At 66.3% G+C, this 14,457-nt stretch carries 13 protein-coding genes; 6 read left to right on the top strand and 7 right to left on the bottom strand.

The features are described 5' to 3' along the window. Window positions 1–231 precede the first annotated feature (231 nt). From alr to ACQR10_RS06995, 3 genes are all read right to left on the bottom strand, one after another. Window positions 232–1,416 carry an alanine racemase gene (gene alr, locus ACQR10_RS07005; protein WP_316215636.1) on the bottom strand — a complete coding sequence of 395 codons (1,185 nt, stop codon included), beginning with the start codon at window positions 1,414–1,416 and terminating at the stop codon, window positions 232–234. A gap of 45 nt (window positions 1,417–1,461) precedes the next feature. Continuing rightward, window positions 1,462–2,970: a replicative DNA helicase gene (locus ACQR10_RS07000; protein ID WP_315755750.1), complete on the bottom strand. Its 1,509-nt coding sequence runs from the start codon at window positions 2,968–2,970 to the stop codon at window positions 1,462–1,464. A gap of 638 nt (window positions 2,971–3,608) precedes the next feature. Beyond that, window positions 3,609–4,859: a cyclopropane-fatty-acyl-phospholipid synthase family protein gene (locus ACQR10_RS06995; RefSeq protein ID WP_316215637.1), complete on the bottom strand. Its 1,251-nt coding sequence runs from the start codon at window positions 4,857–4,859 to the stop codon at window positions 3,609–3,611. A 428-nt stretch (window positions 4,860–5,287) separates the two neighbouring features. Between ACQR10_RS06995 and ACQR10_RS06990 the strand changes: the two genes are divergently transcribed. Continuing rightward, entirely contained in the window at window positions 5,288–6,052 is a 765-nt protein-coding gene (locus tag ACQR10_RS06990) for a hypothetical protein (RefSeq protein ID WP_316180925.1), read from the top strand. A gap of 63 nt (window positions 6,053–6,115) precedes the next feature. Here ACQR10_RS06990 and rplI read toward each other — a convergent pair whose 3' ends face one another. The 4 genes from rplI to rpsF all read right to left on the bottom strand — a co-directional run bounded on the left by rplI (window position 6,116) and on the right by rpsF (window position 8,547). After that, window positions 6,116–6,709 carry a 50S ribosomal protein L9 gene (gene rplI, locus ACQR10_RS06985; protein WP_315800304.1) on the bottom strand — a complete coding sequence of 198 codons (594 nt, stop codon included), beginning with the start codon at window positions 6,707–6,709 and terminating at the stop codon, window positions 6,116–6,118. A gap of 48 nt (window positions 6,710–6,757) precedes the next feature. Then, window positions 6,758–7,708 (bottom strand): hypothetical protein, encoded by a 951-nt coding sequence (locus ACQR10_RS06980; protein WP_316215638.1) that lies wholly within the window; start codon window positions 7,706–7,708, stop codon window positions 6,758–6,760. Window positions 7,709–7,840: 132 nt separating this feature from the next. Continuing rightward, window positions 7,841–8,080 carry a 30S ribosomal protein S18 gene (gene rpsR, locus ACQR10_RS06975; protein WP_008963441.1) on the bottom strand — a complete coding sequence of 80 codons (240 nt, stop codon included), beginning with the start codon at window positions 8,078–8,080 and terminating at the stop codon, window positions 7,841–7,843. A gap of 5 nt (window positions 8,081–8,085) precedes the next feature. After that, on the bottom strand, window positions 8,086–8,547 hold the full coding sequence (gene rpsF / locus ACQR10_RS06970) for a 30S ribosomal protein S6 (RefSeq protein ID WP_315800302.1): 462 nt from the start codon (window positions 8,545–8,547) through the stop codon (window positions 8,086–8,088). A 371-nt stretch (window positions 8,548–8,918) separates the two neighbouring features. Between rpsF and fabD the strand changes: the two genes are divergently transcribed. The 5 genes from fabD to mltG all read left to right on the top strand — a co-directional run bounded on the left by fabD (window position 8,919) and on the right by mltG (window position 14,387). Continuing rightward, the gene (fabD, locus tag ACQR10_RS06965) at window positions 8,919–9,878 is read left to right on the top strand and encodes an ACP S-malonyltransferase (protein WP_316215639.1); all 960 of its coding nucleotides are present in this window, start codon (window positions 8,919–8,921) and stop codon (window positions 9,876–9,878) included. Between the two features lie 33 nt (window positions 9,879–9,911). Then, the gene (gene fabG, locus ACQR10_RS06960) at window positions 9,912–10,649 is read left to right on the top strand and encodes a 3-oxoacyl-[acyl-carrier-protein] reductase (protein ID WP_315800300.1); all 738 of its coding nucleotides are present in this window, start codon (window positions 9,912–9,914) and stop codon (window positions 10,647–10,649) included. A gap of 436 nt (window positions 10,650–11,085) precedes the next feature. Beyond that, entirely contained in the window at window positions 11,086–11,325 is a 240-nt protein-coding gene (locus ACQR10_RS06955) for an acyl carrier protein (protein WP_006610957.1), read from the top strand. Window positions 11,326–11,545: 220 nt separating this feature from the next. After that, a complete protein-coding gene (fabF, locus tag ACQR10_RS06950) occupies window positions 11,546–12,811 on the top strand; it encodes a beta-ketoacyl-ACP synthase II (RefSeq protein WP_315800299.1) in 1,266 nt (421 codons plus the stop codon). 295 nt (window positions 12,812–13,106) lie between these two features. Further along, the gene (gene mltG, locus ACQR10_RS06945; protein ID WP_316215640.1) at window positions 13,107–14,387 is read left to right on the top strand and encodes an endolytic transglycosylase MltG; all 1,281 of its coding nucleotides are present in this window, start codon (window positions 13,107–13,109) and stop codon (window positions 14,385–14,387) included. Window positions 14,388–14,457 lie beyond the last annotated feature (70 nt).

The raw sequence follows: 14,457 nt of genomic DNA, 5'->3' as shown, positions 1-14,457 counted from the left end.
TTCACCCGGCATTCCCTGCGCCCTCGTTGAAGAGGGTGAAAACGAGATGCAAGCCTCGGGCGTTATGGGCCGCGAGAACGAAGGCGCATGTGTGGACACCGTCATTGCCAGTGCAGCGCCGATCTCGTAGCCCGGATGAGCGCAGCGATATCCGGGTTCACCGAGATGGCGCGTGGGACCCCGGATGTCGCTGCGCTCATCCGGGCTACGGCAGCGGGCGTTGACGGACGATCAGCTCTCCGCGGGCGTCGCGCCGCCCTTGTAGATCCGGTGATAGCGCCGGCCGAGATTGGTCAGGACCTCGTAGCCGATGGTGCCGAAATGATGCGCCAGCTCGTCGACGGTGATGCCTTCGCCGAGCAAAGTGGCGAAGTGGCCGCGGCGGGCGGCCTTCGGCGGCAGGTCGGTGACATCGACCGCGATCAAATCCATCGAGATGCGCCCTGCGATCGGGCAGCGCTGGCCGGCAATGATGACGTCGGCGCCGCGGGTGCCGTCATTGGACGAGGCGGCGCGGAAGTAGCCGTCGGCGTAGCCGGCGGAGAGGATCGCCAGCCTGGTCGGCCGGCGCGCGCTCCAGGTGCCGCCATAGCCGACCGTGTCGCCGCGCGCGAGGTCGCGCAGCTGCACGATGCGGGCCTTGATCTCGGCGACCGGCTGCATCGGGTTGTCGGCCTCCGGCGTCGGGTTGACGCCATAGAGTGCCGCGCCGGGGCGCACCATGTCGAACTGGAAAGAGGCGCCGAGGAAGATGCCGGAGGAGGCGGCAAGCGCGGCGGGCACGCCGGTGAAGACGCCGGCGACCTCGCGGAACGCCGCGAGCTGGCGCGCGTTCGACGGGCTGTTGATCTGCTCGGCGGAGGCGAGATGGCTCATCACCAAGGTGATGCCATGGTCGCCGCTCTGGATGCGCGGGATCATGCTCTGCGCATCGATCAGGCTGAGGCCGAGCCGGTTCATGCCGGTGTCGACATGGATGGCCGCGCCACCCTTCCAGCCGGTGCGGCGGCAGAACATGTCCCATTCGGCGAGCTCGTTGAGATCGCCGATGACAGGGCGGCAGTTGATCGCGGCGTAGTCGTCGCCGGTGTTCTGGAAGAAGCCGTCGAGCACGTAGAGCGCGGCCGAGTCGGGCAGGGCGGCGCGGGCGACCCTGGCCTCGGCGAGCGTGGCGACGAAGAAGGTCTTGCAGCCGGCGGCGGCGAGCGTGCGCGCCACCTGGGGAATGCCGCAGCCATAGGCGTCGGCCTTGATCACGCCGGCGCATTCGGCCGGCACCGCGGTCTTTTCCAGCTTGCGCCAATTGGCGGCGAGCGCGTCGAGATCGATGGTCAGCACGCCGGTGGCGCTGGCCGGGACAGCGTCATCGACCGCCGAGACAGGCTGTTCGGCGGGTTTCTGTTCGGGAACACTCATGGGGCGCTTTTACGCGCCACGGCGTCACGGTTCAACCGCGTCAGGTCAATAGTCGTGATGCTGCGGCGGCAGACCGTCATGCGCGAGATCGCCGAACCGGGTGACCGAGGCGTCGAAGTGCAGCTCGACCGTGCCGGTCGGGCCGTGACGCTGCTTGCCGATGATCACCTCGGCCTTGCCGAGCGCCAGATCCATTTCCATCTGCCACTTCTGGTGCTCCTCGGTGCCGGGGCGCGGCTCCTTGGCGGCGAGGTAGTACTCGCCGCGATACACAAACAGCACCACGTCGGCGTCCTGCTCGATCGAGCCGGATTCACGCAGGTCCGACAGTTGCGGCCGCTTGTCCTCGCGGTTCTCGACTTGGCGCGACAGCTGCGACAGCGCGATGATGGGAACGCTGAGCTCCTTGGCCAGCGCCTTCAGGCTGGTGGTGATCTCGGTGATTTCCTGGACGCGGTTGTCGTTGCCGCGCTTGCCCGAGCCCGACAGCAGCTGGATGTAGTCGATCACCAGGAGGTCGAGGCCCTTCTGGCGCTTGAGGCGGCGGGCGCGCGCCATCACCTGCGCGATCGAGATGCCGCCGGTTTCGTCGACATAGAACGGCAGCGACTGCAGCTCGATCGAGCACTCGCGCAGCTTCTCGAAATCGGCCTCGGTAATGCCGCCGCGGCGGATGTGGCTCGAGGGAATGCCGGAGCGCTCGGCGATGATACGGGTGGCGAGCTGCTCGCCGCTCATTTCGCACGAGAAGAACCCGACGACGCCGCCCTGGGCGGCGCGATAGGTGCCGTCGGGCTGCAATTCGGGAACATAGGCCTGGGCGACGTTATAGGCGATGTTGGTCGCGAGCGAGGTCTTGCCCATGCCGGGACGGCCGGCGAGGATGATCAAGTCCGAATGCTGCAGGCCGCCCATCTTGGCGTCGAGATCGCGCAGGCCGGTGGAGATGCCGGACAGCTTGCCGTCGCGCTGAAACGCCTTGGCGGCCATGTCGAGCGCGGTCGTCAGCGCCTGCGAGAATTTCTGGAAGCCACCGTCATAGCGGCCGGACTCGGCGAGCTCGTACAGCCTTCGCTCGGCGTCCTCGATCTGGTTGCGCGGCGCGAAGTCGACCGGCGCGTCATAGGCGACGTTGACCATGTCCTCGCCGATGCCGATCAGGTCGCGGCGCAAGGAGAGGTCGTAGATGGTGCGGCCGTAGTCCTGGGCGTTGATGATCGTGGTCGCCTCGGCCGCGAGCCGCGCCAGATATTGCCCGACGGTCATGCCGCCGATGTCGACGTCGGCCGGCAGGAACGTCTTCAAGGTCACGGGAGTCGCGACCTTGCCCATCCGGATCAGGCTCGACGCGGTCTCGAACACGGTCTGATGCAGCGGCTCGAAGAAATGCTTCGGCTCGAGGAAGTCCGAGACGCGATAGAACGCGTCGTTGTTGACCAGGATCGCGCCGAGCAGACCCTGTTCCGCCTCGATGTTGTGAGGAGCGCTGCGATAGGCCGGCGTTGCTGCGTCAGCCGGCGCCAGCTTGTGAACGTTCGAATCGGTGAGTGCCATGACCGCGTGTTTAGCAGCTTTGAAGGGGAGGGGATAAAGCGCCAGTCGCGCGCGAAGCGGAAGCGAAAGCTGAGCGCAATTCACCGTCTGGTAAATCTGGTGGATGAATCCGGACTCGCCAGATGCCGCGCTTGACGGAACCGACAGGACTCAAGGCCGCGCGAGCGCGAGCGACATGCCGGTGCACTCAACCGGCGCGATCGTTCGACATGTCCGCGAGGCGGGAACGAGAGTCGGTACGGCAGGGCGTGCGAGGGCCGCGCGTGGATCCGCGCCCGGCGTCAGACCAGCAGCAGATAGAGGAGGGCGATCAGGGATGCCCCTACGCCCGCGGCGATCAGCGCGTAGTCGGTGCTGAAGTCGGTCTGGGGTTCCAACATGGCTCTGGCGGGGCTCTGGGACACGCCGGGACACTACGGCCGGGCTTACCCGGGGTCTGTGAGCCAGTTCACAGACCGCACGATTTGTTTGAAAATTTGAGTCGGATGGGCATGATCTCACGCTTGGGACGCGATCCGTTATCTACGCATCTCAAGGTTGAAGTCGGGCCCGCGGCGCGGCCGCGCGAATCCGGGCGTCCGTCTCTGCAGGACCATTGCACTGACGCCGCCTTCCGCCTTCGTCGCGGGCCGCGCGCGCTACTCACCCGCCATCTGCAGCGCCGGGCGGCTGCCGCGCTCGCGCGCCTGCAGCCGCGTCTCCTCGCGGTGGACGTAGTCACGCGTCATCGGCACGACGCCCTGGCGCTTCGTCAGCTGGATCTGGACATTCATCAGGTTCTGCTTGCGGAACCCCATTTCCGCGGCCGCCAGGTAGAACTCCCACATCCGCGCGAAGCGCTCGTCATAGAGCTGCACGGCTTCGTCGCGCCGGGCCATGAAGCGTTCGCGCCACGCCTTCAGGGTCTCCGCGTAGTGCAGGCGCAGGATCTCGATGTCGCAGACGAGGAGCCCGGCGCGCTCGATCGCCGGCAGAACCTCCGAGAGGGCTGGGACGTAGCCGCCGGGGAAGATGTATTTGGCGATCCAGGGGTTGGTCGCATCAGGGCCCTCGGAGCGTCCGATCGAATGCAGCAGCATGACGCCGTCGTCCGCGAGCAGCTCGGCGCAGCGGCGAAAGAAGGTGTCGTAGAAGGCGACCCCGACATGCTCGAACATGCCGACCGAGACGATGCGCTCGAACGTACCTGGCACGTCGCGGTAATCCTGCAGCAGGAAGCGGGCGGCATGGGACAGGTGCCGTTCGGCCGCGCGGGCCTCGGCGACCTGCAACTGCTCGGCCGACAAGGTCACGCCGGTGACGTCGGCATCACACATCTCAGCCAGGTAGAGTCCGAGCCCGCCCCAGCCGCAGCCGATGTCGAGGATGCGATGGCGGCGGCGGATCAGCAGCTTGGCCGCCAGATGACGTTTCTTGGCGAGCTGGGCATCGTCCAGCGTCGCATCCGGCGTCTCGAAATAGGCGCAGGAATATTGCCGGTCGGCATCGAGGAACAGCGAATACAGCCGCCCGTCGAGATCGTAATGATGGGCGACGTTGCGGCGCGCGCGTGCCCGGATGTTGAGCTGGTGCAGGTGCCGGACGAGGTAGCGCAGCCACCATTGCGTCTTGGCCCAGTCGGGCACCGCGGCCGGCTGGCTCATCACGATCGACAGCAGATCCGCGATCGATCCTCGTTCGACGACGAACGAGCCGTCCATATAGACCTCGCCGAGCGCGAGCTCGGGATTGGCCAGAATCCGGCGCTCGGCTTCACGAGTCAGAAATCGTGCCGCCACGGGGACACCGGTTCCATCCCCGCAGCTGAACGACGTGCCGCTGGCCGTCGTAAAGCTGATCGACCCACGGCAAATGAAGCCACTCAACAGACTTCGCAGCAAACGGTCCATCCACACCACCCAACGAGCTATTCCCGTGAGTTGCTGACTTTCCCGGCCGTCGCACTCGACGCGTTGAGAACCGATTGGTTCCCAATCATCACGTTGTTATGTTACCCAGCGGGCACACGCCGATGCCACTGCCATGAACACAAAGCCGATATTCAGAACGGTCATTGTCATTGATCGATGGACATCTCGGCGCAGGAACATCTGTGCGCTTTCATTCGCTCCGCAATCCGTTAAAAAGGCCGCGGCCGCCGGCCTTTTGGCCGGTGTCCGGCATCTGACCGCCGGACGAGGTCTGAAGGGATCGCCGTCGACGGCGTGGAGCGACCGCAATGTCCGCTGTCACGTTCGGCTGATAGCGAGAGGAAACACGGCAGCGGATGTCGCGCGGGGCGGCGCCGTGTGGGCGAAACCATAGCTGGAGAATGAGAATGGTGGGCCGAGCGCTCAATTTGGCGGCGGTGGTGGCGGTGTTCTGCATGGGCTTTGCGGGGGCCGCCGTTGCGCAGGAAAATCTCGATGCGGGCAAGAGTCCTGCGCAGATCTTCAACGGGACCTGCGTGGTCTGCCACAAGTCGCCGCGCGGTCTGGCCAAGAACACCTCGGCCGGCTCGCTGCCCGGGTTTCTGCGCCAGCATTACACGACGAGCCCCGAGATGGCCGGTGTGCTCGCCAATTACCTGATTGCGAACGGCGCCGCTGATGCGCGATCCACGGGCCATTCCGGCAAGGAGACGCGGTCCGAGCGTCGCGCCCGGTCGGCCACCACCGAGCCGTCCGAGGCGAAGCCGGCCACCGCTGACGATGCGGCCGAGCCGCGCCGTCGGGGTCATCATTCCAGGCGCTCCGCGCCGGCCGAGGCCAAGCCCGATGCGGCAGCGGAGCCCGCGGCTGCACCGGCCGACGGCGAGGGCAGTGCGCCCGCAAAGAAGGGCCGGCTCGGCAAGCGCAAGAAGCCGGCCCAGGAGGGCGCGGCCGCGGATGAGACGCGCAGCGAGCCGACCGGTGCGACCCAGCCGTCGCCGTCGCGCGAGGACAGCGCCGCCGGCTCCGAGCCGCCGCGGGTTGAGCCGGCAAGATCGAGCGACGCCGCCCCGGCGCTGCGCGCCGATCCGGTCCCGCCGGTGACGCCGGCGCCGGCCACGACCCAGTCGGTGCCGTCGGATCCCTCGGTTCCGTCCTCGCCCTCGCGGTGAGACGGCAATGAAAAAGCCCGGCTCGTTGAGCCGGGCTTTTCCGCAAATGGGCTAGCGCGGCGCTTACTGCTGCGCAGGCTCGCCGGCAGCGCCCTCGTCCTGGGCCTCCGGATCGAAGAACTCGCCGGCGGCGGCGATCGCTTCGGCGGCGGCGTCGCGGTCCTCCTGGCGGGTCGAGATGTCCTCGCCGCGCTTGATGCGCTCGGCCTCGTCGGCGCTGCGGGCGACCGTCACGGTCACCGAGGTCTCGACCTCCGGATGGATCGCGATGGTGATCGTCTGCTTGCCGATCGTCTTGATCGGGGCGTCGAGCCAGACCTGCGGTCGGCTGACGGTGATGCCGTCGGCGGCGAGGGCGGCGACGATGTCGCGCACCGAGACCGAGCCGAACAGCTGGCCGGATTCGGAGGCCTGGCGGATGATGACGATGTCGCGGCCGTCGATCTTCTCGGCGACCTTGGACGCCTCGCCCTTGGCCTTGATGTTGTTGGCCTCGAGCTCGGCCTTCATGCCCTCATACTTGGCCTTGTTCTCGGCGGTGGCCCGCAGCGCCTTCTTGCGCTTGAGCAGGAAGTTGCGGGCGAACCCGTCCTTGACCTTCACGATCTCGCCCATCTGGCCGAGCTTGGCGACACGTTCCAGCAGAATGACTTCCATCGATGTTCTCCTTTAAGATGTTCGAAGCGGTTGGTTGAGGTGAAGCTTCTACGGCACCGGCAACGGCGGCGGCTGCCGGGGGCCGAAGCGGTGGCGGAGGTCGAAGGCGGCGTCGGCGAGGCCGAGGACGATCATCGCCAGCATCGGGATCGGCCAGATGAAGGTCAGCATCAGCGCGTAGGCGAGGCCGAGCCAGAGCGGCCGGGTGCGCAGCGGCAGGGTCAGCGTATGCAGGACCGCGAAGCCGGTGAGCGCATAGGCGGTCAGCAGCGCTGCGGCGGCGATTCGCGCGAGCATACCGATCAGCCCGCCCGGGAAGCAGAAGGCGATGATCGCAAACAGCGCCGGCAGCGTCATCAGCGGCAGCTTGGTGTCGCGCAGGCGTGGCCATGGGCGCATCAGCCGGCCGGAGATCGCCGTGATCTTTGCAGCCGCCAGGACGTTGAGCGACAGGATCGTGGTCATGATCACCGCGGCCATGGGCGGCGCCATGAAGACCAGGAGCTCGATCAGCCGGGGAATGTCGACCGCGTCGGTCGACGCGACGGTATTGCCGAGCACGCGTGACAGCAGCCGCCTGAGACCCTGATTGGTGGCCGTCATGTCGGTGCCGAAGGAGAATGCGGCAATCAGCGCGGCGATCACCGCGATCCACAGCAGGATGTTGCCGGGCGGATACCATTCGATGCCATCCTGGCCGGATGGGCTGGTCGTCGGCCGGCCGAGCAGGACGAGGTGGCCGAGCCACCAGGCCGGCAGCGTCACCGAGACGGCAAAGGCGAGCGCGCGATCGAAGCCGAAGATGGCCAGCACGCAAGCGGTTGCCACAAGACCGCCGATGACAGCGCAAAGCCGGCCCCAGGCGATTGCGGCGACCAGCAGCGGCACGGGCGCGAGCAGCGCAAGCACGAGCGCCGTCATTACGCCCGACGCCGTCGAGGCGAACATGACGGCGGAGGCAGCGCCTGCTGCGAGCGCGATGAGAAGCGTTCCGATCATCAGCTGTCCCGCTCCCTTCGAGCGGTTAGAGGCGCCTTCGCCCCAACCATCGGCGACCGGACGACCCGGAAGCCTTATGAGAATTCAACGGAAGGAGCCGGCGGCGCGGGGCCGCCGGTCCGAGGTCCGCAATCAGCGGATGACGTAGGGCAGCAGGCCGAGGAAGCGGGCACGCTTGATGGCGCGCGCGAGCTCGCGCTGCTTCTTGGCGGACACGGCGGTGATGCGGCTAGGCACGATCTTGCCGCGCTCGGACACGTAGCGCATCAGCAGCTTGGAGTCCTTGTAATCGATCTTCGGCGCGTTCGGCCCGGAGAACGGGCAGGTCTTGCGGCGGCGGAAGAACGGGCGACGTGCGGGGGCTTCAGCCATTGATCTTACTCCTCGTCCGTCGTTTCTTCGTCACGGGGCCGGCGCGGGCCACGATCGCCACGGTCTCCGCGATCGCCACGGAAGCCGCCGCCATCGCGCTCACCACGGAAGCCGCCGCCGCGGTCGTCGCGCTCACGGTCGCGATCGGCCTTGCGCATCATCGCCGACGGGCCTTCCTCGAGCTCCTCGACGCGGACGCTGAGGTAGCGGATCACGTCCTCGCTGATCCGCTCCTGGCGCTCGATCTCGGCGATCGCCGCGGACGGCGCGTCGATGTTGAGCAGCACGAAGTGCGCCTTGCGATTCTTGTTCATGCGGTAGGTGAGGGAGCGAACGCCCCAATTCTCGGTCTTCGTGACCTTACCGCCGAGACCCTCGACGATACCGGTCATCTGAGCCGTCAGTTCTTCCACCTGCTGGGTGCTCGCGTCCTGACGCGCGAGGAAAACATGCTCGTAAAGCGGCATGGCTGTCCTTTCCAAGTTGGCGCAAATCCCGGCGTCAAGCCCTTCGAGCCCTTGTGGAAAGGACTCGCAGACGTCAGCTCAGAAGGCGGGAACACGGGACGACGGGCCGACTGGCCCTGCCACATCAAATCGCCTGGACAGCTTGGAGAGGGTACATCCCCAAGGTTGAGCAAGGTGAATTTGCTGGGACCGTCCGTTCAGCTCCCGGCTCGGGATCCACGGATGGCGGGCCTTATACCGATTTTCGGCGCCAAGGCAAGGGAAAGTGGTCGAAATGCGCCCGTCACGCGCTTGACATCCCGGCCTTTGCCAGTGTCTTTCCGGCCAAAGTTACTCAATTCCAGGGATTTTGGAACGTTCAGGGGGCGGCCATGACGGCAGCATTCACTTTTCCGGGGCAGGGGTCCCAGGCCGTCGGCATGGGCAAGGCGCTCGCGGACGCCTTCCCGGTGGCCCGCGCCGTGTTCGAGGAGGTCGACGCTGCCCTCGGCGAGAAGCTGACGACCATCATTTGGGAAGGTCCGGCCGAGACCCTGCAGCTGACCGAAAATGCCCAGCCCGCCCTGATGGCGGTGTCGATGGCGACCTTGCGGGTGCTGGAGGCCGAGGCGGGGTTCTCGGTCGGGCGGGACGCGGCCTTCGTCGCGGGTCACTCGCTGGGCGAATATTCGGCACTGGCGGCCGCGGGCAGCCTGACCATCGCCGACACCGCCCGCCTGCTGCGGACGCGCGGTCTCGCGATGCAGAAGGCCGTTCCGGTAGGCGTCGGCGCCATGGCCGCGCTGCTCGGGATGGATTACGAGGCAGCCGTGGCGGTCGCCGAAGAGGCGGCTCAGGGCGAGGTCTGCCAGGCCGCCAACGACAATGGCGGCGGTCAGGTGGTGGTGTCCGGCAACAAGGCCGCCGTCGATCGCGCCGTCGAGATCGCGCGCGCCAAGGGCGCCAAGCGCGCCATGCTGCTGCCGGTCTCCGCGCCGTTCCACTGCAAGCTGATGCAGCCGGCGGCCGACGTCATGGCGGAGGCGCTCTCCAAGGTCACCATCAAGGCGCCGGCCTCGCCGCTGGTCTCGAACGTGCTCGCGGCCCCGATCAGTGATCCCGACGAGATTCGCCGTCGCCTGGTCGAGCAGGTCACGGGTACGGTGCGCTGGCGCGAATCGATCGCCTACATGGCGAGCCAGGGCGTGACGCGCTTCCTGGAGATCGGCGCGGGCAAGGTGCTCAGCAGCCTGGTCAAGCGGATCGCGGATGGTGCAGTCGGTGTCGCCGTCGGCGGACCGGCGGACATTGCGGCCGCCAAGGATGCGCTGGCCGCGGTCAAAACGTCGTAGAGCGTCGCGTATAGCGGCATTGAGGAGAGTTTGATGTTCGATCTGAGTGGCAGGACCGCCCTGGTCACCGGCGCGACCGGCGGCATCGGCAATGCGATCGCCAAGGCCTTGCATTCCCAGGGAGCGACCGTGGCCGTTTCCGGCACCCGGCGCGAGGTGCTCGAGACCCTCGCGGGCGAGCTGGGCAGCCGTGTGCATGTGCTGCCTTGCAATCTGTCTGACGCGGCCGAGGTCGAGGCGCTGGTGCCGGCCGCCGAGCAGGCGATGGGGCAGGTCGACATTCTCGTCGCCAACGCCGGCATCACCCGCGACAACCTGTTCGTGCAGCTCCGCGACGAGGATTGGGACGAGGTAATCAAGGTCAACCTGACCGCGACATTCCGCCTCTCGCGTGCCGCCACCAAGCTGATGATGCGCAAGCGCTTCGGCCGCATCATCGCGATCACCTCGATCGTCGGCGTCACCGGCAATCCGGGGCAGGGCAATTACACGGCGTCCAAGGCCGGCATCATCGGCATGATCAAGACGCTCGGCGCCGAGTACGCCAAGCGCGGCGTGACCGCCAACTGCATCGCACCGGGCTTCATCAAGACACCGATGACCGACGCTCTGAACGAGAAGCAGCGCGAGTCGATCCTCGCCAAGGTGCCGGCGGCGCGGCTGGGCACGCCAGAGGACATTGCTGCAGCTGCGGTGTACCTCGCCTCCAACGAGGCGGCGTATGTCACGGGCCAGACCATCCACGTCAACGGCGGCATGGCGATGATCTAGGCCCTGCCGCGGCTCGGAATGCGGCGAAAAGACGTCGCGACCAGCATACCGGGCCGTGTGGTCAACGATTCGCGTGTATGGTAACCGGGCAGCTGATGGGGGCACGAAGAACGCCATTGCAGGATTTCCAAACCCTGTATATTGGCGGGGCGAGCTGCCATCGTTCGCCGGGCCTCCGTCGGCTGGCGCTGCTGATCCGGGTTCCTGTTTGAGCGCTCTGGATCGGAGGCGTACCGGCCTCATGGAGAGTGTGGATTGGAGTTTGTGAGTGGCCCCGTTTCCGAAGTTTTCGGACCGCAAGTCGTCCGCCAAATTTCGGTAAAGGGGCGCTGCGGGGCAAATCTGGTTTTGCGCGATCGCGAAGGAAGTTTAGCGGCCGGGGTGATGCGGATCATCCGGGGGTCGGGTCTTAAAGGAACAAGCACGAGGTTGAACGATGAGTGAGATTGGCGAGCGGGTTAAGAAGATCGTGGTCGAACACCTTGGTGTCGAGCCCGAGAAAGTGGTCGACAACGCGAGCTTCATTGACGACCTCGGTGCTGACAGCCTCGACACGGTCGAGCTCGTCATGGCCTTCGAGGAAGAGTTTGGTTGCGAGATTCCGGACGACGCCGCCGAGACGATCCTGACCGTCGGCGACGCCACCAAGTTCCTCGAGAAGAACGCCAAGAGCTGACGCTCCGGCGAAGTTGCGCGAAACCGGCCGATCCGTCTTGTGCGGTCGACCGGTTTCTTGCTGTTGGCGGCGTCGTGATGAGCCGTCATCTGGCGGCCGGCGACAGACGATTCGGTCGCGCTGCCTGGCCAGACCGTGTTACTCGAACAATTGACCCGAGATGCGGCGACGGCCGTCAGCCGATCCACAAGCGCTCAAAATCGGGTCTGGAGAAACGAACATGAGGCGGGTTGTCGTCACTGGCCTTGGCATGGTTTCGCCGCTTGGCTGTGGTGTGGAAACGACCTGGCAGCGCATCCTTCAGGGCAAGAGCGGTGCGCGCTTGATCGAGTCGTTCGAGGTCTCCGATCTTCCCGCCAAGGTGGCCTGTCAGGTGCCGCGCGGCGATGGCTCCGACGGCACCTTCAATGCCGACCAGTGGATGGAGCCCAAGGACCAGCGCAAGGTCGACGATTTCATCATTTTCGCGATGGCTGCGGCGCGTCAGGCGCTCGATGACGCCAACTGGCATCCCGCGACGGAAGAGGACCGCTGCGCCACCGGCACGCTGATCGGGTCCGGCATCGGTGGCCTCTCGGGCATTGCCGACACGGCGATCCTGCTGAAGGAGCGCGGTCCGCGCAAAGTGTCGCCCTTCTTCATTCCCGGACGTCTGATCAATCTCGCCTCGGGCTATGTCTCGATCGAGCACGGGCTCAAGGGCCCCAATCATTCGGTCGTCACCGCCTGCTCGACCGGCGCGCATGCGATCGGCGACGCCAGCCGCCTGATCGCGCTCGGCGATGCCGATGTCATGGTCGCCGGCGGCACCGAATCGCCGATTTGCCGAATCGGCATGGCCGGGTTCTGCGCGGCCCGCGCACTGTCGACCGGATTCAACGAGACGCCCGAGCGCGCGTCGCGTCCTTACGACAAGGACCGCGATGGCTTCGTGATGGGCGAGGGCGCCGGCGTGGTCGTGCTCGAGGAGTATGAGCACGCCAAGGCACGCGGCGCGCGGATCTACGCCGAGGTCTGCGGCTACGGACTGTCCGGCGACGCCTATCACATCACATCGCCATCGCCGGATGGCGACGGCGGCTTTCGCAGCATGAGTGCGGCGCTGAAGCGCGCCGGCATCACGGCCGCCGACCTCGACTACATCAACGCGCACGGCACCTCGACTCAAGTCGGCGACGAGATCGAACTCGGCGCGGTCGAGCGCCTGCTTGGCAATGCCGCTTCGAAGATCTCGATGTCGTCGACCAAATCGTCGATCGGCCATTTGCTCGGCGCGGCCGGCGCCGTCGAAGCCATCTTCAGCATTCTCGCGATTCGGGATAACATCGCGCCGCCGACGATCAATCTGGAGAATCCGTCGGTGGAAACCGCGATCGATCTCGTGCCGCATGCACCTCGCAAACGCGAGATCAACGTGGCGCTGTCGAACTCGTTTGGTTTCGGCGGCACCAACGCGTCGGTGGTTTTGCGGCGCGTGGTGACCTAGTGCGGAAGGACGGAATGCCGCTCGGGCCGATTGTCGCTTGGTCACGCGGATATCCGACTGCAGCCACACTAGAACCCAAGACTTCGCGTGTCTTTAACTTCGCGTGTCTTTCGCAGGTCGGCCTTCGGCGCCGATGCGGTAAGTGGATGCGCATGGCGGTGAGGCCCGGCGAAAACACCTTTTCGCCGTATTCGATGACGAGATGACGAATCGTTAAATTGGGCGTGGACTTCAGGTCGCTTGCGTTGGGGAGCGCACGGCCACGACGAGAGCGACAGGACTGAAGGTTGCATCGATGAGTGAACGGCCGCCCATCTCGCCCCGCAGCCCGCGCGCAGCGCTGGAGCCGGAACGCGTGCCGCCGCCGCCGCGCCGCTCCGACCGCGCCCGTAATCCGTTCGTGGTGGTCGGCAATGCGATCATCACCTTGCTCATCCTGGCCATGCTCGGCGTGGGCGCGGCCTACTATTATGGACGGCAGATCCTCGAAGCGGCAGGACCGCTGCAGGAGGACAAGGTCGTCAACATCCCGCAGCGCGCGGGCAAACGCGATATTGCCGACGTGCTCGCGCGTGAAGGTGTGATCGACGTCAATCCGTGGATCTTCATCGGTGGGGTCTATGCGCTGAAGGCCAGTTCCGACCTCAAGCCGGGCGAGTATGCGTTCCAGAAGAATGCATCGTTGCGCGACGTGATCGGCGTCATCGTCGAAGGCAAGGTCGTGCAGCATTCGGTGACCGTGCCCGAAGGCCTGACGTCAGAGCAGATCGTGGCGCGTCTGTCCGAGAACGAGATCTTCACCGGCAGCGTCCGCGAGATTCCGCGCGAAGGCACGTTGTTGCCGGAGACCTACAAGTTCCCGCGCGGGACCAGCCGCGATCAGGTCGTGCAGCGCATGCAGCAGGCGCAGAAGCGCGTGTTGGCCGAGATCTGGGAACGGCGTAGTCCGGATCTGCCGGTCAGGACGCCGGAGCAGCTGGTGACGCTGGCTTCGATCGTCGAGAAGGAGACCGGCAAGCCCGACGAGCGCAGCCGGGTGGCCGCAGTATTCGTCAACCGGCTGAAGCAGAGGATCAAGCTGCAGTCCGATCCGACCATCATCTATGGTCTGGTCGGCGGCAAGGGCACGCTGGGCCGTCCGATCAAGCGCAGCGAGATCACCCAACCGTCGCCCTACAACACCTATGTGATCGAGGGCCTGCCGCCGGGACCGATCTCGAATCCGGGACGCGCCTCGCTGGAGGCGACGGCCAATCCGGCGCGCACGCGCGATCTCTATTTCGTCGCCGACGGCACCGGCGGCCACGCGTTCACCGAGACCTACGACCTGCACCAGAAGAACGTCGCCAAGCTCAGGGCGATGGAGCGGCAGACCCAGAACGACACCGTCGAGCCCGACGAGGCGCCGCCGGCCGTTGCCGGCGGAGCGGTGGATCCGGCGGCCGGGGCAGCCGCGCCACGGGCGCCGGCCGGTGCGAAGAGGCCGCCCGCCAACCGCGCCAACGGCGGTGTTGCACCCGGCAACGGGGCGCGGCAGGGCGCTGCGCAGCCGACCCCGCCGGTCGTTCAGCAATAATTTCCCACGCATGTCGGCCGCGCAGAACCGGGCTTAACATTTGCCCAAAAGGCCGTAAGGTTCGCGCACT

It is taken from the genome of Bradyrhizobium sp. HKCCYLRH2060, assembly GCF_051168135.1.
Taxonomy (GTDB): Bacteria; Pseudomonadota; Alphaproteobacteria; order Rhizobiales; family Xanthobacteraceae; genus Bradyrhizobium.
Note: the sequence above shows the minus strand (reverse complement) of the source record. Positions and strands in the feature narration are given on the sequence as shown.

Bases quoted from the DNA above. Each gene is read 5' to 3' on its own strand.
- ACQR10_RS06955 (WP_006610957.1), top strand. From the start codon at position 11,086: ATGAGTGAGATTGGCGAGCGGGTTAAGAAGATCGTGGTCGAACACCTT.
- ACQR10_RS07000 (WP_315755750.1), bottom strand. From the start codon at position 2,970: ATGGCACTCACCGATTCGAACGTTCACAAGCTGGCGCCGGCTGACGCA.
- fabG (WP_315800300.1), top strand. From the start codon at position 9,912: ATGTTCGATCTGAGTGGCAGGACCGCCCTGGTCACCGGCGCGACCGGC.
- ACQR10_RS06980 (WP_316215638.1), bottom strand. From the start codon at position 7,708: ATGATCGGAACGCTTCTCATCGCGCTCGCAGCAGGCGCTGCCTCCGCC.
- ACQR10_RS06990 (WP_316180925.1), top strand. From the start codon at position 5,288: ATGGTGGGCCGAGCGCTCAATTTGGCGGCGGTGGTGGCGGTGTTCTGC.
- fabD (WP_316215639.1), top strand. From the start codon at position 8,919: ATGACGGCAGCATTCACTTTTCCGGGGCAGGGGTCCCAGGCCGTCGGC.
- fabF (WP_315800299.1), top strand. From the start codon at position 11,546: ATGAGGCGGGTTGTCGTCACTGGCCTTGGCATGGTTTCGCCGCTTGGC.
- rpsR (WP_008963441.1), bottom strand. From the start codon at position 8,080: ATGGCTGAAGCCCCCGCACGTCGCCCGTTCTTCCGCCGCCGCAAGACC.
- alr (WP_316215636.1), bottom strand. From the start codon at position 1,416: ATGAGTGTTCCCGAACAGAAACCCGCCGAACAGCCTGTCTCGGCGGTC.
- rplI (WP_315800304.1), bottom strand. From the start codon at position 6,709: ATGGAAGTCATTCTGCTGGAACGTGTCGCCAAGCTCGGCCAGATGGGC.
- mltG (WP_316215640.1), top strand. From the start codon at position 13,107: ATGAGTGAACGGCCGCCCATCTCGCCCCGCAGCCCGCGCGCAGCGCTG.
- ACQR10_RS06995 (WP_316215637.1), bottom strand. From the start codon at position 4,859: ATGGACCGTTTGCTGCGAAGTCTGTTGAGTGGCTTCATTTGCCGTGGG.
- rpsF (WP_315800302.1), bottom strand. From the start codon at position 8,547: ATGCCGCTTTACGAGCATGTTTTCCTCGCGCGTCAGGACGCGAGCACC.